A 20,284-nucleotide genomic window follows, 5' to 3' on the forward strand; every position below is an offset into this window, starting at 1 on the left:
CCCAAGTCGCGATGCGGCTCCGGGATTGCCTGCGGAAAGCGTGGGCGCCGGAAAGGCGAGCGATATTATTCATGTTAGTCAACAGCCTGCCTCTCTCACGATTCGTGAGAGAGGTTTTTTATATAGGTGACGATGCGTTCGACTTCCTTGAATCCAATTTTTTTGTGAAACTGTTGGCTGTCTTTATTTTCAAGTTCGGTATCCGAAGCCAGTTCGATACACCCGTTACGTGTGGCAAAGGTAGAGGCAGCCTCAATCAAATGCGATGCAACACTTTGATGTCGTGCTGATTCGATGACATAGACACCTTCCACGTAGGCAGTCGGGGATGCAGACGAACCGGGCACATAATCATACCGGAAACTGAGTTGACAGAAACCGATGGCTCCTCCCGTGTCGGAGGATGCGATGAAATAATGCATCTTCTTTGAAGTGAGACCGAGCTTGACCTCCATCTGGAGTTCGTCAATCGGTGCATCAGGCCATAACTGATGCATCAATTGAACGAGTGCGGTTTGATCTGATTGTGAGGCATATGCAATTTTCATGTCGAACGCTCCTTTGTTTAGGTTTCATACTCATAGTATAAAGGAAAATACTTGTGAAGAGAGAAGGGAGGGAATCCTGATGGCATTCGATGAGGAGTTATTATATACCGTATCCGAGACGAGTCGCGTAAGATTCACTGGAATCGAAACAGAAGCTGCACGTTATGATTTTGGGTTTGTGTACACCCATCAGTTTATGGGAAAAGTGTTGGTCGTATGTATGCAAACCGGACAATCGGCCCTTCTCGATCAACATGCGCTAGAAGAGCCGCGCCAATTATATCCGATGCTAGGTATCAACTTGAATGATACGGCGCACGTCGCTGAATTTTTACGGGTTTGTTTAGCTGAAAAAATAAAAGAATCAGAGGAAATTGATACTTGAAAAAATGTAAGCGTTTTCTTATAATAGGTAACAGGGGAAGCAATTCGATCATCTACAGCCACCTTTTCTGAGATGACATAAAAAATGAGCCGGTCGTAATGACCGGCTCATTTTTTGTTTAGCGAATCGCTTTTGTTTGTTGGATGACTTTAATCATTTGAAGCGACTCGTCTTCAAGGCCTTGAACCGGGAGACCGGCTTCGATGTTGGCCATGATATAGTCGAGCGTCGACGTTGTGATCAATTCACCTGGGATGATAATCGGAATCCCTGGAGGGTACACCATGATGAATTCCGCTGAAATGCGTCCGACCGCGTTCTCGAGAGGGATCGTCTCCGTTTCTTCATAAAATGCGTCGCGTGGACTAAGCGCGAGTGGCGGGATTTCCGGGAGCATGATGGATAACGATTCATTTCCGGATTTCTGATAAACGGATACAACGTCACGCATCGCATCGATCAATGCCTGGATTGTCGACTCATCATCTGCTGATGTGACAATGAAGAGAACATTCAGTAAATCCGACATCTCCACTTCGATCCGATGTTTTTCACGAAGATACTTTTCCACTTCAAAGCCTGTCACACCAAGCTCACGAACCGATACGAGCACTTTTGTCTCGTCGAGTGCGTACGTCGATTCAGAATGAAGCTCGGCATGCCCGTATACAGACAAGTTGGGCATATGACTGATGGCCGTACGGGCCGTTCTAGCGAGATCTAATGCCCGTTCGTTCATCTCATGTCCTTTTGTCGCGAGTTGTCGACGCGCTGCATCGAGAGAAGCAAGGAGCAAGTAAGACGTTGAGGTCGTTGTAATCATTGAAAGCATCGCATGGATCCGTTCCGTTGAAACGAGACCGCGACGTACGTTCAAAATGGAGCTTCCAGTCATCGAGCCCCCAAGTTTGTGTACGCTCGTAGCGGCCACATCAGCTCCAGCTTGCATAGCTGAAAGAGGAAGTTCATCGTGGAACGGGAGATGAACCCCATGTGCCTCATCGACGAGAACAGGAACATCTTGCGCATGGGCGACGGAAACGATGCGTTCTAAGTCACCGGCGACACCGAAATAAGTCGGGTTGATGACGAGCACAGCTTTTGTATCAGGGTGAAGTTCGAGAGCACGTTCTACCGCGCTAGCTGTGATGCCATGCGCAATACCGTACGTCTCATCGAATTCTGGATGGATGAAGACCGGATGAGCACCAGTTAAGACAAGAGCAGACATGACCGATTTGTGCACGTTACGCGGCACGATGATTTTTTCATTCGGTCCAACGACGCCCATGATCATCGCCATGATTGCGCTCGAAGTTCCTTGTACGGAGAAAAAGGTCTCATCAGCACGGAACGCCTCTGCCGCTAAGCGCTCCGCTTCAGCGATTGCCGCCTTTGGATGATGGAGGTCATCTAGAGGGGCGATGTTAATCAAATCAATTTTTAAGGCGTTTTCGCCAATAAAGTCACGAAACTCAGGATCCATACCTTTCCCGCTTTTATGACCGGGAATGTGGAACGCTATCGGGTTCGAGTCGACATGTTCAAGCAACGTGTCAAATAGTGGCGTTTCGAGCTGAGTAGCACCTTTTAATTTCAATCGTAAATCCCCCTTGGAAACAGTTTATTTATATGATGAAAGATATCGTTACGTTATATGCTGATTTAAAAAAGAAGCAACAAAAAAACTATAGAGATTTCTAGCTCAACTTGCAATAGTTTTTTTTGTTGTTACAATGAGTGTCGAGGTGAACAATATGCAAATCAATTATCCAATCAATCCGGATTGGACGACAGACGAATTGATTGATGTCGTCGAGTTTTATAATGTCGTCGCACAGGCGAATGAAGGTGGGGTCGAGCGGGAAGTTTTCCTCGACGCATATCGGACCTTCAAACAAATCGTAACATCTAAGTCAGAGGAGAAACAACTGAACGCGGTTCACGACGAACAGACGGGATATTCCACTTATCGTACCGTACAAGCGGCAATGAAGTCCTCGAATAAAAGAATCAAACTGTAAGTCTAAGTATGCCTGTGCAATTTGAGGCATACTTTTTTGTTATTTCTCTTTTAAATCGGGTACAGTTCTTTAACACTGATTCAGGTTTAAGGGGCTCAAAATTGGGAATATATCCAGTAAGATAAAAAATTCAAAATAGTCAGACAATTCTCTTTCTTTTTCAGATTTTATCTGATATACTCAATTCAACTCATTAAACCGTAACTTGTAGCCCAACAAAAGGAGTGTGGCATCTTATGAAACAAGTGATTGAGGCATTCAAAAGAAAAGACGCAGAAAAACGGATTCCGGTGCTGCGCTTAGAGATTGATTATGAATTGGCAACCCTCTTCGATGCGATGGCGTCACAAGATGATGCTACAGTTCAGGCTAGCAAGCATCGGTTAGAGAAGTACCGCCAAGAATTATTGCGTCTCGAAGCCTAACCATTACACACATTCAACCAGTATTCCGAGCGGATACTGGTTTTTGTTTGGTACAATACAGTTGAGGTGATCACAGATGATAGAATGGTTTGCAGTCGATTTAATCAAACAGGCGGGGGAATTAATTCGTCGTGAGATAGATCAAAGTTATGAAGTGGAACGAAAGACCGGAAAGGGGGATTTGGTCACTGAAATTGACCGGGCGGTGGAACAGCTGATTGTTCGTCGTATTCAAGAAGCATTTCCACACCATCAAATCATGGGGGAAGAAGGGACGACAGACTCACCGGACACGTTAACAGGGACGGTATGGTTCGTTGACCCGATTGATGGGACGTTAAATTTCATTCATCAGAAACGAATGTTTGCGATTTCGGTTGCTATAATGATTGATGGAGCCGTGGAGTATGGATTCGTGTATGATGTGATGGCAGATGAGATGTTTATGGCTCGAAAAGGTTTTGGTGCGACGTTAAACGGTAGGATGTTGACGACTCTTCATGAACATCAAGTACGAGATGCTTTTTTAAGTATGAATGCCACGTGGGTTACGCCGAACCATCAAATCGCCCCGGAAATCCTCGCTCCGATTGTTCGGGACTCGATTGGGACACGGGCGCACGGGGCCGCGTCACTTGAACTTGCCTGGCTAGCTGCCGGGCGTGTTGACGGGTACATCACGATGCGTAATATGCCGTGGGACTATGCTGCTGGGAAGCTGCTCGTAGAAGAAGTAGGAGGGCGTGTCGTTTCTGTATACGGTGAACCGATTCAGTATGATAGCAAAACGTCCGTATTGGCAGGCAGCGAATCATTCGTGAACGATGTCATCAAACATTATGTCATCGCAAAAGGGGTGACAGCCGAAGCGAAGCCAGATCTTCACATCGTGGAGCATGAGTCTTATGAAGAAGTCCGGGATCTTCTCGTGTTAGCGAATCCGAATGAAGCGATGGTCCTAAAACAATTTCAGAAAGGGCGTACGTTCAAAGCGTTACTCGGTAGTGAAATCGTGGGTGCATACATGTTAGTGTCACACGAGGTGGGACGGGTCGAACTCGTGAATATCGCAGTGAAGCCGGAACGCCAAAACCAAACAATCGGACAGCGAATGCTACAGGATGCAGTGAAGCGGGCATCATCGTTCGGCGGAAAAGAACTCCTCGTCTGTACGGGAAACTCTAGCATCATGCAACTTCGCTTTTATCAACAAGCCGGTTTCCGATTCGACTCGGTTGAACGGGATTACTTTATCAACCACGGATACGAAGTGATTGAAGAAGATGGATTGCTCCTTCGAGATCGCGTCTGTTTGACGCGTCCGATTTAACTTTTGATGAAGAAGGTGTAGCTTTGACCTGAGTCAAAGCTACACCTTTGTTTTCATGAAGATTGACGGTCTGAAAGAATGCGACGGCGTAACTGGATGCCAAAGAACGTTGCGACACCACTTAACACGAGACTACCTAAGATGATAGCGGTGCTCCCTTCGGCAACTCCGATGCCGACACCGACAAATCCAGCGACGACGGCTAAAGCAATCAATAAAAACATAAGCTGCATGGAGACTCCTCCTCATTTTCTGTTATCTTCCCTATTGTATGATAAAAAACATGCAATGAAAACGTTCACAGTCGATTCCACTCGACAAAGGTACTGTGACGTGTGCTATACTCTTAAAGTTGAAGAAAAGTTGAAATTTTTTAAATAAGAGAGGAATAACTACATGAACGTAAGAACAAACCTTCGTAACGTAGCCATCATCGCTCACGTTGACCACGGTAAAACAACGTTAGTTGATGAATTATTGAAACAGTCTGGTACATTCCGGACGAACGAGGCAGTCGCAGAACGTGCGATGGACTCAAACGATATCGAGCGTGAGCGCGGAATCACAATTCTCGCTAAAAACACGGCCATCGATTATAAAGACACACGAATTAACATCGTCGATACTCCAGGCCACGCAGACTTTGGTGGCGAAGTTGAACGAATCATGCGTATGGTAGACGGCGTAATCCTTGTCGTCGACGCGCGTGAAGGTTGTATGCCACAAACTCGTTTCGTCTTGAAAAAAGCGCTCGACCAAGGACTTCGTCCAATTGTTGTCGTCAACAAAATTGATAAGCCTATGGTTCGTCCGCTTGATGTTGTCGACGAAGTCGTTGATCTCTTGATTGACCTTGGTGCAGATGAAGATCAACTTGAATTCCCTGTCGTCTACACATCGGCTGTCAGCGGTTCAAGTTCGTTCGATCCTGATCCAGAAAAACAAGAAGATACCATTACTCACGTGCTCGACACGATTCTTGAAAACACACCGGCTCCAATCGATAACTCGGATGAGCCGCTCCAATTCCAAGTCACAATGCTCGACTACGACAACTATCTCGGTCGAATCGGTGTTGGTCGCGTCTTCCGCGGGAAAATTAATGTCGGAGAACAAGTCTCACTTTGTAAGACGGATGGGTCAATCAAGCAACTTCGCGTCACAAAATTGTTCGGTTACTTCGGACTCAAACGCGTTGAAATCGAAGAGGCGAAAGCTGGAGATTTGATTGCAGTTGCCGGTATGGAAGACATCAACGTCGGAGAGACGGTCACGCCGGTTGGGAAAGAGGATGCACTTCCACTTCTTCGTATCGATGAACCGACACTTCAAATGCGTTTCATGACGAACAACTCACCGTTCGCAGGACGTGAAGGGGACTTTGTCACAGCGCGTAAAATCGAAGAGCGTCTCTTGAAGCAACTCGAGACAGACGTTTCACTTCGTGTCGAAGCGACTGACTCACCGGACCAATGGGTTGTATCTGGTCGTGGAGAGCTTCACCTCGGAATTTTGATTGAAAACATGCGCCGTGAAGGATACGAACTCCAAGTATCTAAGCCGCAAGTCATCATTCGTGAAGACGAAGACGGTACGAAAGTTGAGCCATTCGAACGCGTTCTCATCGATGTTCCAGAAGAGTATACAGGACCTGTCATGGAATCAATCGGTCTCCGTAAAGGGGAACTCGCAAACATGAATACGAACGACAATGGACAAACACGTATGGAATTCATCGTTCCTTCACGTGGTCTCATCGGCTATCGTAACGAGTTCTTGTCTGCGACACGCGGATATGGGATTTTGAACCACACGTTCGAAGAGTATCGTCCGTTCATCCAGGCTGACATCGGCGGTCGTCGCAGCGGTGTCATGGTTTGTATCGAGCCTGGTAAGTCTACAGCCTACTCAATCGGCGCCCTTGAAGACCGTGGAACGATCTTCATCGAGCCAGGTACGGATGTATATGAAGGGATGATTATCGGTGAATGTAACCGTGACGTCGACCTTGCCATCAACGCTGTTAAAGGGAAGCAGTTGACAAACATGCGTGCCTCGGCAAAAGACTCTACACAAGTCTTGAAACGTCCGCGCGTATTCTCGCTCGAAGAGTCGCTCACATTCTTGAACGATGACGAATATTGTGAAATCACGCCAGAGTCAATTCGTCTCCGTAAGAAAGTGTTGAACAAAAACGAACGCGAGAAAGCTGACAAGCGTCGTAAACTTGGTAAAGAATAAATGGTAAAAGGGAACGCTTCGGCGTTCCCTTTTATGTGGAATAGTGTAGAATGGATGTGTATGAAATAAAGGGGGACTTATTGTCTTGAAAGCTTCTCAAACAATTGATATCACACAGATTGACGTTCCGTGGATCGCCTCGATGTTAGGTGTCGGTAGCGACCAGAACGACTTTTCCGTCGGTTTTAATGCACTTGTCGTTGTTGTCATTTTACTGACGATTCTCGTTTTTAAACTTGGTTTTGCGAAACAGTTGGCGTGGTGGAAGTCACTCATTGTCTATATTCTTCTGTCACTTGGAGCAGGGACGATGGCACTCGTCTTTTTCACTTGGCCAATTCCGGAAGTCCTTACCGTTATGGCGATTGTGTTGGCCATCTATCGGGGACGCCTCTGGTGGAACCGTCGTCAAGATGCAGTTGAAGGATAAAAAAATACGGGCGTCTCTTCGGAGGCGCCCGTTTGCATTACCAATTTCGTTTTTGACGAAATGTAGGATATAACTTAAATTGTCCAGATGCAGCGCGTTCGGTGGTTCGTTCGCTGATTCGCGCCTGACACTCTTGACACATATACGTTTTAGCCGGTTTATTGCGCAATCGTTTTGCTTCAAATGACCATGAATCGATCGTTTCGATTTTATCGCAAAGAGAACATTTTACACGCATCTTCTCACCTTCCTCTATAGGATGAGTATAGCATGATTTCATCCGTTGAAAGCAGGGAATTAAACCGGTAAGGGAGAATGGTACAACCATACCCGATTAAAAGGAGGGGAGTTGAATGGCGAGTAAGGCAACGTTTGAATTGACATCCGCGCAAGAGCGTCTGTTAAATGACATGCCGTTAACATTTCTCGTCGGTTTTGATGAGGCGAAGCGTTGGCCAATAAGCCATGCCATCAGTTGGGTGCAAGCACTCGATGCTGTCACGATTCGACTTGCTTTGACCAAAAACTCACACATCGTCACCATCTTGACGACTGAAAAGACGGCAGGTCTCATCTTTATCGAAGATGGTCAATCTTATCACGTCTTGCTTTCATCCATCCAAGAATTTGAGCCATCGATCAAACCGAGCCTTCATCTTCGTTTTTTCGAAGGGCATGTTGAAGAAGTGAGGAACATCTCGTTTTATGGTGCATCCTACGCTCAGCCTGAAATCACAAAAACGTATGATATCCGTGCGGCGGAGAAGCTAGACCGTGAAGTGGGAGAAAGCCTTCATTCTTGACCACCATCCTATATTCGAGGGGCGGCAAAGTCTATGAAAAAAACGTATGTCTTAGATACGAACGTACTTCTACATGATCCGCTATCCTTATTTCAATTCGAAGAACATGATGTGGTCATTCCGGCCATCGTCTTAGAAGAGCTTGATGGTAAAAAACGAAACATGGATGAAGTTGGACGGAATGCTCGTGAAACGTCGCGTGTCTTGGACCAACTTCGGGCAACAGGTAAACTTCATGATGGCGTGCCACTTGAAAACGGGGGCCGTCTCTTTGTCGAGATTGGTCACGAGCATCAGGTCGATATTCCTTTTGACGTGATGACGAACGATAATCGGATTTTAGTCGTCGCGTTGAAACTGATGAAACAATATGAGGATGATGAAAATCGAAAAGTCGTCATCGTCTCAAAAGATATATTAGTCCGAGTGAAAGCAGATGCAATTGGAATCGATGCAGAAGATTATTTGACAGACCATATCGTGGATACAACTGACTTGTACGCTGGATACCGCGAAATTGAGGTCGACCAGTCACTCGTCGATGAATTTTATAAGGTTCGTCAACTACCAACATCCGCCTTTACCCAACAAGTCCTTTATCCGAACTCGTTTGTCGTCTTGAAAAGTAATGTCTCAAAGGCGAGTGTACTTGCGGTAGTCGATGCTCTTCAACCAATCATAAGGCCATTGGCGCTCGACGCTGACCACATTTGGGGAATTCACCCGCGAAACGTCCAACAACGAATGGCACTCGATCTGTTGCTTCGAGATGATATTCCTTTCGTCACTTTACTTGGGAAAGCTGGTACCGGTAAGACGCTCCTTGCTCTAGCAGCAGGGCTCTCGCTTGTTGAAGATGAACAGCGTTACAATAAGCTGGTCGTCGCTCGCCCGGTCGTGCCGATGGGGAATGATATCGGCTACTTGCCAGGGGAAATGGAAGAAAAGCTTCGCCCATGGATGCAACCGATTTATGATAACCTGGAATTTTTATTTAATGCGAATTCAAAAGACGAGCTCGGGAATATATTAGCCGGTATGAAATCGATTCAGCTCGAAGCGCTCACCTATATTCGAGGTAGAAGCATGCCTGACCAGTTCATCATCATCGATGAGGCGCAGAACTTAACGAAGCACGAAATCAAAACAATTCTCACCCGAGTCGGGGAGAACTCAAAAATCGTACTCGTCGGTGACCCATACCAAATCGACCATCCGTACTTGGATGAATATTCGAACGGATTGACGTATGCGGTGGAACGGTTCAAAGGACAAAATGTCTTCGGGCATGTCCGGCTGGTGAAAGGGGAGCGTTCGTCGCTCGCAAGATTGGCTGCAGATTTACTATGACGGATGCACGACAAATAACGCCGAGCACCTTGCCCGGCGTTATTTTGTATCGAGTTGTAGCGACTGGACGTTCGTCCGTTCTAAGAAAGCGTTCGAGATCATGATTAGTCCCGTGATGATGAACAAGGCCGAAAAACCGAAATAGGCTACGATTTGAGAACCGAATAGCGGCCCGAGTAAATTCCCCATAAATTGAGCGGACTGGTTATACGAAAAGATTCGACCCGTCGCCGATACGGGAGTGTGTTGGCGTAAGAGTGACTGAACCGATGGCATCAAGGCGGCTGTCGCGAATCCAATTCCAAAGCGCAGTAAAATGAGTTGGGTCGTCGATGTGACGAATGCTTGCGGAATTAAGAAAACGCTATAGAGAAGCAGTGCCCAAAACAAGATACGTTCTGCACCGTATCTGTCCGATAAGCGTCCGAGACGCTGAGCTGAAAAGAGAGCGGCGAGTCCTGGGGCGGATGCGACGATACCTGCCATGAAAGCGAGCGAGGTCGTATGCGGGTTCAATTCACGTACATATAATGTCAAGAGCGGTCCGATGGATTGTGTCGAGAACTGAATAAGGAACGTTGTCACAAACAGTCCGACAATCAACTGAGGATGTCGCAGTGAAGCGAAAATGGACTTCATCGAAGCGAGCTCATCACGCTTCACGGGAACGAATTCTTCTTTGACGAACCAGAGCGTGATGAGAAATGTCAGGAAGAGTGCACTTCCGGTAAAGAGAAAAACGGATCGAAGCCCAATCCAGTCTGCGAGCAACCCGCCGATAAGCGGGCCTAAAAGACCTCCGGTGATGCCACCGGTTGACAGGGTACCAAGCGCCCAGCCACTTTTCTCTTTAGGGGTTTGGGAAGCGACCAAGGTGATACCGGCCGAGATAAATCCAGAGACGGCACCCATGAGTAAGCGCAACCCGACAAGTTGATAGACATCTTGGACGAAGCTGATGAGAAACATGACGACGGCCATACCGAGACTGGCCCGGATCAGCATCAGTTTTCTCCCTTTTCGGTCAGCTAATCGGCCCCACATCGGGGAGACGATTGCGGCAACGAGGAATGTCGCACCAAACGCAACAGCAGACCAGGTGACGACATGATCTGGGTCCTTCACACCGAGCTGTTCAATGAATAGTGGAAGAAATGGTAGAACAAGACTCATCGAAGCGGCAGTCAAGAAGCTACCGATCCAAACTACCATTAAATTTCGTTTCCATAAAGGAATCGTAAGCGTCACAACCTTTCATAGATTCATTATAATCAATACACTATATGTTACACTTTATGAACTAAAAAGTCCAAAAAAATGAGAAGGAAATTTCCTCCTCATTGATTGCTCAGTACGGTGATGTGGTTGACTTGACGAATGACTTGATCCTCATACAACACATAGACCGGTCCGTCGGCAAGTACCTTTCCATCTTTTGAAAATTGTAAATGAACAAGAGGTGCCTCGTTGAGTGGAATCGTCAACACCGTTTCGCCGTAGAAGCGGATATGTGTAGCCAAGTCGACAGGTTCGGCATTGTTCAAAAACGGTGCGAGCGGCATCGCGAACGAATCGCGCAGTGCAGCGTCCTTGTCTTGTCGAGACATTGGTTTATTGTGATCGATTCTAGTCCCTTGCGATAATCCGTCGTCCCATGCTTTCCCCATTTTTGCATAGTAGGCCTCACGATCATTTTCTGTCACCGAGTCCAATTCTTCAATCTTTCGTTTTCGTTCGTCAAAAATCCATACGGTTGGGTCAATCGTCAAGTTGTGACGAACCGCTCCGTCTAGTGGAAAAATCATGCTATGGTCCCCCTTTATACACATTACACGTTTCATTATAGCGCTCTTTCTCGTAAAATGGAAAAGAGGAAGAATGTCGCGTTCATTCATACTGTACATTGAATTATGATGAAAGATAATGTACAGTTGAGTTATGACAAACAGTCTGTCATCGTACGGAGGAGGGGTCGTAGTGGCGACAAATTTGGCTGCAATCCAACGGGAGCAAGCGCTTCTGTTACTCGAGGCGGATGCTGAAAAAATCCGTTGTCTGATTGAAGTACAGTTAGAAAACCTTAAAATGCCGAAGTGCCCACTTTATGAAGAGGTACTTGATACACATATGTTTGGACTATCGCGCCAAATTGATTTTGCGGTTCGTCTTGGACTTATTTCAGACATTGAAGGTAAAGGACTGCTCGATTCATTGGAACAAAAGTTGTCTGCCTTGGCAGAAGCTTCAGAATTATGAACCTTATACTCAAACTGTGCAAGTGGCGCTGTTTGAGTATTTTTTTATAAGGGTTGTCGGATTGTTTTACATAAGGAAGTGAATACATGAAAGCACGGTTTCGGTATTTTGATTTTGCGTTGTTTTTGTCAGTGCTCTTGCTCGTCGGGCTAAGCTCCATCATGATTTATAGTGCGAGCGTATGGAATCGTGGGGATTACGCAAATAGTAGCTTATTTTATCGCCAACTCATCTACGTTGGGATCGGGATTTTTGTCTACTTGTTTGCGACGTTATTCCGCTATGAGATGTTTCGTAAAAAAGGTCTTCGCCTCACTCTCTATACGGTGTCCGTCATTCTGCTGTTTGTCACATGGGCGATGCCGCCGTTAAATGGGGCGCGGGCTTGGCTCATCATCGGAGGGTTTACGATTCAACCGGTCGAGATCGCAAAATTCGTTCTCATCATTTTACTTGCGAATTACTACCATGAATTATGGAATAACGAGTTGAAAGGGTTACCGGGTCGACTAGCCCGAGCCGCCATTGTGAAAAAAGGGTGGCGCGCACAAATCGGTGCCTTCTTTTTAGTACCGGTCCTCTTTTACTTCTCGCTCTATGCCATCGCGATCAACGGTCAACCGGATATGGGTGGATTGTTTGTTCTCGGTTCCATCATGCTACTTATGTGGTTCGGTGTCGGGGCACCACTTCGGGTTTTGATTCCTGGTATTTTAGCGGGGATTGGAGTTGTCTTCTTATTGTTTACGACCATCTTCTCGGAGAATCAACGAAGCCGGATTGAAGTCGTGTTCAACCCATTTATGGACCCGGAAGGATATGGTCACCAATTGCTCATGTCGATCATTTCGATTGTGCATGGAGGATTGACCGGTGTCGGGCTCGGGAACAGTTTTCAAAAGTACGGGTATTTGCCAGAACCTGAGACTGACTACATCATGTCGATCATTGCTGAGGAGTTAGGGTTCTTCGGTGTGTTGACGGTTTTGGTATTACTCTTCTTTATCGCGTTTCGCGCGATTCATATCGCCAATCATGCGGATAATCATTTTGCGATGTTCGTCTCGTTTGGTATTGCATCACAAATCATTGTTCAAACGGCCATCAATATCGGTGCGATGTCCGGTTGGTTCCCAGGGACAGGGGTGACCTTACCGCTTGTCAGTTATGGTGGGACATCGCTCATTATGATGATGGGGGTTCTCGGTGTGCTCAGTAGTATCTCGATGCGAAATCGTCATCAAGAAGCGACAAGACGAGAAGAAATTCGAGTGAAGTCAGAAGAAAATGTACAACGTTCACCGCTTCACGTGATCAGGTAATATCAATATCTAATTTCATTAATGGGGGGATTTCATTTGAAAGCAATTAAAAAGTTACTTGTTGCAAACCGTGGGGAAATTGCCATTCGGGTATTCCGAGCGGCAACGGAGTTAAGCATTCGGACCGTGGCCGTCTATTCGCAAGAAGATAGCGGCTCGTTACACCGTTTTAAAGCCGATGAGGCCTATTTAGTGGGACTGGATAAAAAGCCAATCGATGCGTATCTCGATATCGAAGACGTTATTCGCATCGCTAAAGAATCGGGCAGTGATGCGATTCACCCAGGATATGGATTCCTTTCTGAAAATATCGAGTTGGCACGACGTTGCCGCGAAGAGGGGATTATCTTCGTCGGACCTCACGAGTCGCACCTACATGCTTTCGGGGACAAAGTACGTGCACGCCAAAGTGCAATAGCCGCTGGACTCCCTGTCATTCCAGGATCAGACGGTCCACTCACATCTTACGCAGATGCGGAGGCGTTTGCCAACGAGCACGGTTTCCCACTTATGGTCAAAGCATCTATGGGTGGCGGGGGACGCGGTATGCGTGTCATTCGTACGGAAGCCGAAATGAAAGATTTAATTGAACGTGCGAAATCAGAAGCGAAACAAGCGTTTGGTTCTGATGAAGTGTACATAGAAAAATTAGTTGAACGTCCGAAACATATCGAGGTCCAAATCCTCGGGGATGAGCATGGTCACATCGTTCACTTGTTCGAACGTGACTGCTCGGTTCAGCGTCGCCACCAAAAAGTCGTCGAAGTGGCTCCGTGTGTGACGTTGTCTGAAGCATCTCGACAAGCGATTTGTGATGCAGCGGTTCAACTTATGCGGCACGTTGGATATGTCAACGCCGGTACGGTCGAATTTTTGGTGACTGAAGACGAATCGTTCTACTTCATCGAAGTCAATCCGCGTGTCCAAGTCGAACATACCATTACCGAGATGGTGACAGGCTTTGATATCGTTCAAACACAACTGATGATCGCTCAAGGCGAGTCGCTTCACGGCGATATGATTCAAATGCCACGACAAGAGGACATTAAACTTCTCGGATACGCGATTCAGTCACGTGTTACGTCAGAAGACCCAGGCAACAACTTCATGCCGGACACTGGAAAAATTATGGCGTATCGTTCACCGGGCGGCTTTGGTGTCCGTTTGGATGGTGGGAACGCATATGTCGGTGCAGAAATTTCGCCATACTATGACTCGCTTCTCGTTAAATTGTCGACACATGGGATGACATTTGAACAAGCTGCCTCAAAAATGGTTCGAAACTTGAATGAATTCCGGATCCGTGGAATCAAAACGAACATTCCATTCTTGATTAACGTGATGAAACATGCGAATTTTATCAGTGGTGACTACAACACGTCGTTCATCGATGAGACGCCAGAGCTTTTCGTTTTCCCGAAACGGAAAGACCGTGGAACGAAACTGTTGAACTATATCGGAGACGTCACGGTGAACGGATTCCCTGGTGTCGGATTGAAGGATAAGCCGATTAGCCGTTCAGTGCGAATCCCGCATAACCTCCCGTCAGAAGCGAAGCCAGGAACGAAACAAATCCTGACTGAACTCGGACCTGATGGGCTCGCCGACTGGATCAAGCATCAACCTGAACTGTTATTGACAGATACGACGATGCGTGATGCGCATCAGTCATTACTCGCGACACGTATGCGGACGCAGGACATCCTCAATATCGCGGAGCCAACGAGCAAACTGATGCCGGAATTGTTCTCGGTCGAGGCGTGGGGAGGGGCGACATTTGATGTCGCTTATCGCTTCTTGTCTGAAGATCCATGGGTTCGACTCATGAAGCTTCGTGAGAAGATGCCGAACGTCTTGATTCAAATGTTGCTCCGCGGTGCGAATGCGGTCGGATATAAAAACTATGCAGACAATGTCATTGAGAAGTTTGTACATGAAGCGGCTTATGCAGGTGTTGATATATTCCGAATCTTTGACAGTCTCAACAACTTAGAGTCGATTCAACTTGCGATTGATGCGACATTGCCGACAGGGAAAGTGGCAGAGGCTGCCATCTGTTATACAGGCGATTTATATGACGGTAACCGCCCGAAATATCACTTACCTTACTACGTCGATCTTGCGAAGAAGCTTGAGGCGAGTGGTGCCCATATCTTGGCAATCAAAGATATGGCTGGTCTCTTGAAGCCAGAATCTGCATATGCACTCGTATCGGCATTGAAAGATGCTGTCGATTTACCGATTCATCTGCATACACACGATGCATCCGGAAACGGGATTTTCACATATGCACGGGCAACAGATGCCGGGGTTGACATCGTAGACGTTGCTGCGAGCTCGTTGTCAGGGATGACGTCGCAGCCTTCAGGTGGAAGCTTAGTGTATGCGCTCAACCATCATGAACGTCAACCAAAGATTGATCCAAAACACTATGAAGTCATCAGTGACTACTGGCAAGACGTTCGTCACAACTATGAACCGTTTGAAAGTGATATGCGCGCTCCACATCCGTCTGTATACGAACATGAGATGCCAGGGGGACAATATTCAAACCTTCAACAACAGGCGAAAGCAGTCGGACTCGGGGACCGTTGGGGAGAAGTCAAAGCGATGTACGCACGGGTCAATATGTTGTTCGGTGATATCGTCAAGGTGACACCGTCATCAAAAGTCGTCGGTGACATGGCGCTCTTCATGGTCCAGCACAACTTGACGGAAGAAGATGTGATGACGCGTGGTCATCAGTTGGACTTCCCAGACTCGGTCGTTGAAATGATGCGAGGTGAGTTAGGGACGCCTCCTGGTGGATTCCCGAAAGAAGTGCAACAAGTCATCTTGAAAGGGGAAGAACCACTAAACGTTCGTCCGGGTAAATTGATCAAGCCGTACGACTTTAAATCTGCAGGTCAAGAACTGTTCGAAAAATTCGAACGACCGGTCACGGACTTTGAGCTTCTCGCCCATGCGCTCTATCCGAAAGTGTATGAAGACTATATCAAACATACAACGACATATGGTGACGTATCGGTGCTCGACACGTTAACGTTCTTCTATGGACTAAACGTTGGCGAGACGATCCATGTTGAAATCGAGACTGGGAAAACGTTGATTATTAAGCTCGTGCAAGTCAGTGCACCAAACGAAGATGGCATTCGTCTCGTCTCTTATGAGATGAACGGGGTACCACGTGAGATTGAAATCAAAGACGTAAACGTCAAGTCGGCGACGACGAGCCGTCCGAAAGTGGACCGGGGGAATCCGAAACAAGTTGGTGCATCGATGCCAGGTTCTGTCTTGAAAGTACTGGTTGAACCAGGCAGTCGTATTCATCGTGGGGAGCAGCTGCTCGTCACGGAAGCGATGAAGATGGAGACGACCATTCAAGCAGCACAAGATGGTGAGATTAAAGCCATCCACATAAAAGAAGGCGACACAATACAAAGTGACGATTTGTTGATTGAATTTGTATAATCAAAAGAAGCATAGTTCGCTATGCTTCTTTTTTGTAGATAGGAGTGAAAATCATGAAACGAGTATGTTGGTTCCGATCCGATTTTAGACTGACCGATAATCATATGCTACACCGTGCTTTGAAAGATATGGGGGAAGGTGACGACCTAGATTTTGTTTTTTGGTTAAACCCTGAATATTGTGATCCGTTTGAGGTACGCCACGACTACTTCTTTTCGACAATGTGTACCTTTATGGATGATTTAGAAGCGGATGGGTTAGGACTTCGTGTCCTCGTCGCCGAGTCAGAGGCTGACTTCGTGAAACAGCTCGGTGAGATTGATGTGCTTTACTTCAATGCGGAGTATGTGGAACCGTTCAAACAGCGCGACGATCGCGTCATCGAAGCACTTGGTGAAGAAGTGAAAGTCGTACGACTGCTTGACCGGCATCTGTTTCAACCTGATGCGTTTAAGACAAAGAGCGGTGATCCATACAAGGTGTTCACCCCGTTCAAAAAAGCGGTATATGCCGAACAGCCGCCGAAACCTTACGATGTGGATGTCGATCGCTTAGCGCAATTCATTAGCACAAAGAATGAAATACCGAGTGAACTAAAAGACTTGTTCAAACGTTGTGAACGCGAGTGGAAAGGGTTAGGGGAGACCGAGGCGAAGAAACGGTTGACCCGCTTCGTCAATGATCGCATGGTCGATTACGGTGAGAAACGTGACATTCCAAGCATCGCAGGAACGAGTCGATTGTCCCCATACTTACGTACCGGTGTATTGTCGATTCGAACCATCACCGAACAGGTATTGTCCGCTAAACAGTCGAAAGGTCGCGACACGTATTACGACGAACTATTGTGGCGCGAATTTTACTACATGGTCATGGCAAAGTTCCACGGATTGAAAGAACAACCGTTCAATCCCAAATATAAGTCGCTTGAATGGGAAGAAAATGATGAACAGTTTGAAAAATGGTGTAAAGGAGAGACCGGTTATCCAATTGTAGACGCAGCGATGCGTCAGTTGAATGAGACCGGGTGGATGCACAACCGCCTACGCATGATTGTCGCGTCCTTCTTGACGAAACATCTCCTTCTCGATTGGCGAAAAGGGGAACGGTATTTCGAACGGAAACTGATTGATTACGAGGCATCGTCGAATATCGGTGGATGGCAATGGGCCGCTTCGGTCGGGACCGATGCTGTTCCATATTTCCGTATCTTTAACCCGACGACTCAATCCGAGCGATTTGACACTGACGGAACGTTCATTCGACATTATGTGCCGGAACTGAAGCATGTGTCAGATAAGTCAATTCACTTCCCGGACCCGTCGGAAAGGGAAGATTATCCGATGCCGCTTGTCGACCATAAAGAAGCGAGAGAACGTGCCCTCGAACGATTTAAAGAATTGTAAACAAAAAAGCGCTGAAGCGCTTTTTTGTTTGAGTTATCCATTCATGTCTTTCAGTCGTGCTACATCTTTCCGAGCTGTCGATCGATAAGCGTGGTAAGAAAGGTATGACAGAATACCAAAGTAGCAAGTAATCAAGAATGCGTGTAGAAGTGGCACATATGTGGCGTGGCCACCAAGTACGATCCATGCTCCTGTTCCGACTTGAAGAAGGATGAAGAAGAGGGACGCCATCATCCCACGTTCGATCAACTGATCCATCTCTTTCTTCGCTAAGTAGAGAACGAATAATGTGTACAGGACAAGGAGCCCCGCCATCAATCGATGTCCCATTTGAACATAAGATTCGAACGTCCATACATTTTGGTCACAGATTGGCCAACCGACACATGCGTAAGTAGCGCCTAAATGTCGGACGTACGCTCCCGTATAAACGACAATCATCGTATAGATAGAAAGGCCGTACAGATGAGCGCGCAATTTCTTTGATACAACTTTATGTTCTCGGTCCCCCTCGAATAACAGAATCGTCAAAATGAGTAGCGATGCGAATGAGACGAGAGAGATACCGAAATGAAGTGCCAAAATGGCATCTGATTGTTGCCATATGACTGCCCCTGCTCCGATGATGGATTGGATGAGCATGAAGATGAATGCGAGAAACGCAAAGATTTTTACATCGAAACGATGTTTAACTGCGATGAACGTCCAAATTGCGAGCGCAATGATGAGAAGGCCTTCAAAGCCAGATACTACACGGTGACTGTATTCGATCATCGTTTCAACGCTCGGGTTCGTTGGAATCAATTTTCCGTGACAGAGTGGCCAGTCCGTCCCACAACCATCCCCTGAGTCCGTCTTCGTCACGGTTCCACCCATGATGAGGACAAGCATCATTCCGAGGGTGACAAACCCTGAGAAAAACGCGAGTTTTTTATGCATGCATTACCACCTGCTTCTAATCAAAATCCGATAAAATTGTGCCTTGTTTATTTATATTTTTTTCGCCATACTTATTATACGGCTTTCTGTTCGAAAAACGAAATGGAAAAGCTTGCAATCGTTATCAAAAACGTTATTCTAATATTAGTAAAGCACATTAGGTGTGACAAATATCACACTATCGACACAAAAAACTCGCTATTTCACAAGCATAAAAGGCGTATTTTATAAAGAAATATGGTATCTTTGTAGAGAGTTAAGTGTATTTTGTTCATATTGTGTTTTTTCTGTGAAGAGAATGCGAGGATTTCGTGATTATGTGGGGGGGTCAGTATGACAAAAGTCAACCCAGGAATGACGGTAGAGTTAGAATATACAGAGTCAACGTCATTTCGAGATTACGTCGCCTTAGCGAAAATGGGAATCGTTCGTGCCAACCTGTTGTTGGTGTTTGCGGGATTCTTCGTGGCAGCGACGTATCAGAGCGATACGCCAGTACTTTACTTGTTTGAAGTTTGGCCACAGCTCTTATTAACGATGTTAGGAAGCGCACTCGTGATTTCGGGGAGTTGTTACCTAAACAACTTCGTGGACCGAGATATCGATTACTTAATGGATCGTACGGACAATCGACCGAGTGTAACCGGCAAGATTTCAGGGGAGAAAATCTTACTCCTCGGATTGACACAACTTGCGATTGGAACACTGTTATTGCTCCTTGTATCGTACGTCGCTGCAGTATTCGGTTTAATCGGGGCATTTTTTTATGTCGTGATTTATACGATGTGGCTTAAGCGTACGAGTACGCTCAATACGGTCGTCGGGAGTATTTCGGGAGCCGTTCCACCGCTCATCGGTTGGGCAGCGCTTGATCCGACACTTCATATCGATGCGTGGCTCATGTTCCTTGTCATGTTTTTATGGCAACCACCGCACTTCCTAGCGCTCGCGATGCGACGCACGGAAGAGTATCGAGCGGCAGGCATTCCGATGCTTCCGGTCGTGAACGGATTTGCCATCACGAAACGGCAAATCATCTGGTGGATTGCGACGCTAATTCCAGCATCGCTCTTATTTATGCATTACGGTCTTGTTTACTTGACAGTCGCAGCCGGTTTAGGGGGCTATTGGTTGTATCTCGGGTTGAAAGGATTCAACGCCGAGGATGAAATCAAGTGGGCAAACAAAATGTTCTTCTATTCATTAATTTATTTAGTCGTGTGGATTATCGCGCTGATTTTGACAGCACTTTGGTGACCGCACTCACTATATAGAAAACCATTACACATCATTTTGGGAGAAAGTGGGGATTGTTGTGAAATCATTTAAGAAGCTTCTGTTTGGCATCGTCCCG

General features: G+C 46.6%; 20 protein-coding genes. 13 read left to right on the forward strand and 7 right to left on the reverse strand.

What is annotated here, in order from left to right; all coding sequences use genetic code 11:
- Window positions 1-95: 95 nt before the first annotated feature.
- On the reverse strand, window positions 96-548 hold the full coding sequence (aac(6'), locus tag KNO98_RS00005; protein WP_214698107.1) for an aminoglycoside 6'-N-acetyltransferase: 453 nt from the start codon (window positions 546-548) through the stop codon (window positions 96-98).
- A 79-nt stretch (window positions 549-627) separates the two neighbouring features.
- Between aac(6') and KNO98_RS00010 the strand changes: the two genes are divergently transcribed.
- A complete protein-coding gene (locus tag KNO98_RS00010; RefSeq protein WP_034771146.1) occupies window positions 628-933 on the forward strand; it encodes a DUF3055 domain-containing protein in 306 nt (101 codons plus the stop codon).
- Window positions 934-1,051: 118 nt separating this feature from the next.
- Here the strand turns inward: KNO98_RS00010 and KNO98_RS00015 are convergent, their stop codons facing one another.
- A complete protein-coding gene (locus KNO98_RS00015; RefSeq protein ID WP_214698108.1) occupies window positions 1,052-2,533 on the reverse strand; it encodes an aminotransferase class I/II-fold pyridoxal phosphate-dependent enzyme in 1,482 nt (493 codons plus the stop codon).
- A gap of 157 nt (window positions 2,534-2,690) precedes the next feature.
- Here KNO98_RS00015 and KNO98_RS00020 point away from each other — a divergent pair, with 157 nt between their 5' ends.
- From KNO98_RS00020 to KNO98_RS00030, 3 genes are all read left to right on the forward strand, one after another.
- Window positions 2,691-2,957 (forward strand): UPF0223 family protein, encoded by a 267-nt coding sequence (locus KNO98_RS00020; protein ID WP_026826363.1) that lies wholly within the window; start codon window positions 2,691-2,693, stop codon window positions 2,955-2,957.
- Between the two features lie 236 nt (window positions 2,958-3,193).
- On the forward strand, window positions 3,194-3,382 hold the full coding sequence (locus tag KNO98_RS00025) for a hypothetical protein (RefSeq protein ID WP_015881266.1): 189 nt from the start codon (window positions 3,194-3,196) through the stop codon (window positions 3,380-3,382).
- Window positions 3,383-3,458: 76 nt separating this feature from the next.
- Window positions 3,459-4,712 carry an inositol monophosphatase family protein gene (locus KNO98_RS00030; RefSeq protein ID WP_214698109.1) on the forward strand — a complete coding sequence of 418 codons (1,254 nt, stop codon included), beginning with the start codon at window positions 3,459-3,461 and terminating at the stop codon, window positions 4,710-4,712.
- A 53-nt stretch (window positions 4,713-4,765) separates the two neighbouring features.
- Here the strand turns inward: KNO98_RS00030 and KNO98_RS00035 are convergent, their stop codons facing one another.
- Window positions 4,766-4,945, reverse strand: a complete 180-nt coding sequence (locus tag KNO98_RS00035; protein WP_026826361.1) for a DUF5325 family protein — start codon at window positions 4,943-4,945, stop codon at window positions 4,766-4,768.
- 163 nt (window positions 4,946-5,108) lie between these two features.
- Here KNO98_RS00035 and typA point away from each other — a divergent pair, with 163 nt between their 5' ends.
- Both typA and KNO98_RS00045 read left to right on the forward strand, forming a co-directional pair.
- Window positions 5,109-6,953: a translational GTPase TypA gene (typA, locus tag KNO98_RS00040; RefSeq protein WP_026826360.1), complete on the forward strand. Its 1,845-nt coding sequence runs from the start codon at window positions 5,109-5,111 to the stop codon at window positions 6,951-6,953.
- 85 nt (window positions 6,954-7,038) lie between these two features.
- A complete protein-coding gene (locus KNO98_RS00045; protein WP_051545981.1) occupies window positions 7,039-7,383 on the forward strand; it encodes a YlaH-like family protein in 345 nt (114 codons plus the stop codon).
- 37 nt (window positions 7,384-7,420) lie between these two features.
- On the opposite strand, the gene KNO98_RS00050 is transcribed toward KNO98_RS00045, so the two are convergent.
- Complete coding sequence (locus KNO98_RS00050; RefSeq protein WP_026826358.1) at window positions 7,421-7,621, reverse strand: YlaI family protein; 201 nt, start codon at window positions 7,619-7,621, stop codon at window positions 7,421-7,423.
- A gap of 115 nt (window positions 7,622-7,736) precedes the next feature.
- Here KNO98_RS00050 and KNO98_RS00055 point away from each other — a divergent pair, with 115 nt between their 5' ends.
- The gene (locus KNO98_RS00055) at window positions 7,737-8,186 is read left to right on the forward strand and encodes a PNPOx family protein (RefSeq protein ID WP_026826357.1); all 450 of its coding nucleotides are present in this window, start codon (window positions 7,737-7,739) and stop codon (window positions 8,184-8,186) included.
- A gap of 33 nt (window positions 8,187-8,219) precedes the next feature.
- Window positions 8,220-9,536, forward strand: a complete 1,317-nt coding sequence (locus KNO98_RS00060) for a PhoH family protein (RefSeq protein WP_026826356.1) — start codon at window positions 8,220-8,222, stop codon at window positions 9,534-9,536.
- A 39-nt stretch (window positions 9,537-9,575) separates the two neighbouring features.
- Here the strand turns inward: KNO98_RS00060 and KNO98_RS00065 are convergent, their stop codons facing one another.
- Window positions 9,576-10,748: a multidrug efflux MFS transporter gene (locus KNO98_RS00065; protein ID WP_251129443.1), complete on the reverse strand. Its 1,173-nt coding sequence runs from the start codon at window positions 10,746-10,748 to the stop codon at window positions 9,576-9,578.
- Window positions 10,749-10,873: 125 nt separating this feature from the next.
- A complete protein-coding gene (locus KNO98_RS00070) occupies window positions 10,874-11,341 on the reverse strand; it encodes a hypothetical protein (RefSeq protein ID WP_214698111.1) in 468 nt (155 codons plus the stop codon).
- A gap of 172 nt (window positions 11,342-11,513) precedes the next feature.
- Between KNO98_RS00070 and KNO98_RS00075 the strand changes: the two genes are divergently transcribed.
- From KNO98_RS00075 to KNO98_RS00090, 4 genes are all read left to right on the forward strand, one after another.
- Window positions 11,514-11,792 carry an Fpa/YlaN family protein gene (locus KNO98_RS00075; RefSeq protein ID WP_214698112.1) on the forward strand — a complete coding sequence of 93 codons (279 nt, stop codon included), beginning with the start codon at window positions 11,514-11,516 and terminating at the stop codon, window positions 11,790-11,792.
- 86 nt (window positions 11,793-11,878) lie between these two features.
- Complete coding sequence (locus tag KNO98_RS00080; protein WP_214698113.1) at window positions 11,879-13,114, forward strand: FtsW/RodA/SpoVE family cell cycle protein; 1,236 nt, start codon at window positions 11,879-11,881, stop codon at window positions 13,112-13,114.
- A 21-nt stretch (window positions 13,115-13,135) separates the two neighbouring features.
- Window positions 13,136-16,585, forward strand: coding sequence for a pyruvate carboxylase (locus tag KNO98_RS00085; RefSeq protein ID WP_034771139.1), 3,450 nt, complete (start codon window positions 13,136-13,138; stop codon window positions 16,583-16,585).
- 53 nt (window positions 16,586-16,638) lie between these two features.
- Window positions 16,639-17,991, forward strand: coding sequence for a cryptochrome/photolyase family protein (locus KNO98_RS00090; RefSeq protein ID WP_214698114.1), 1,353 nt, complete (start codon window positions 16,639-16,641; stop codon window positions 17,989-17,991).
- Window positions 17,992-18,024: 33 nt separating this feature from the next.
- Here KNO98_RS00090 and KNO98_RS00095 read toward each other — a convergent pair whose 3' ends face one another.
- A complete protein-coding gene (locus KNO98_RS00095; RefSeq protein ID WP_214698115.1) occupies window positions 18,025-18,930 on the reverse strand; it encodes a COX15/CtaA family protein in 906 nt (301 codons plus the stop codon).
- Between the two features lie 333 nt (window positions 18,931-19,263).
- Between KNO98_RS00095 and cyoE the strand changes: the two genes are divergently transcribed.
- Window positions 19,264-20,187, forward strand: a complete 924-nt coding sequence (cyoE, locus tag KNO98_RS00100) for a heme o synthase (RefSeq protein WP_214698116.1) — start codon at window positions 19,264-19,266, stop codon at window positions 20,185-20,187.
- The last annotated feature ends 97 nt before the right edge of the window (window positions 20,188-20,284 follow it).

Source organism: Exiguobacterium sp. s57 (assembly GCF_018617685.1).
Lineage (GTDB): Bacteria > Bacillota > Bacilli > Exiguobacteriales > Exiguobacteriaceae > Exiguobacterium > Exiguobacterium marinum.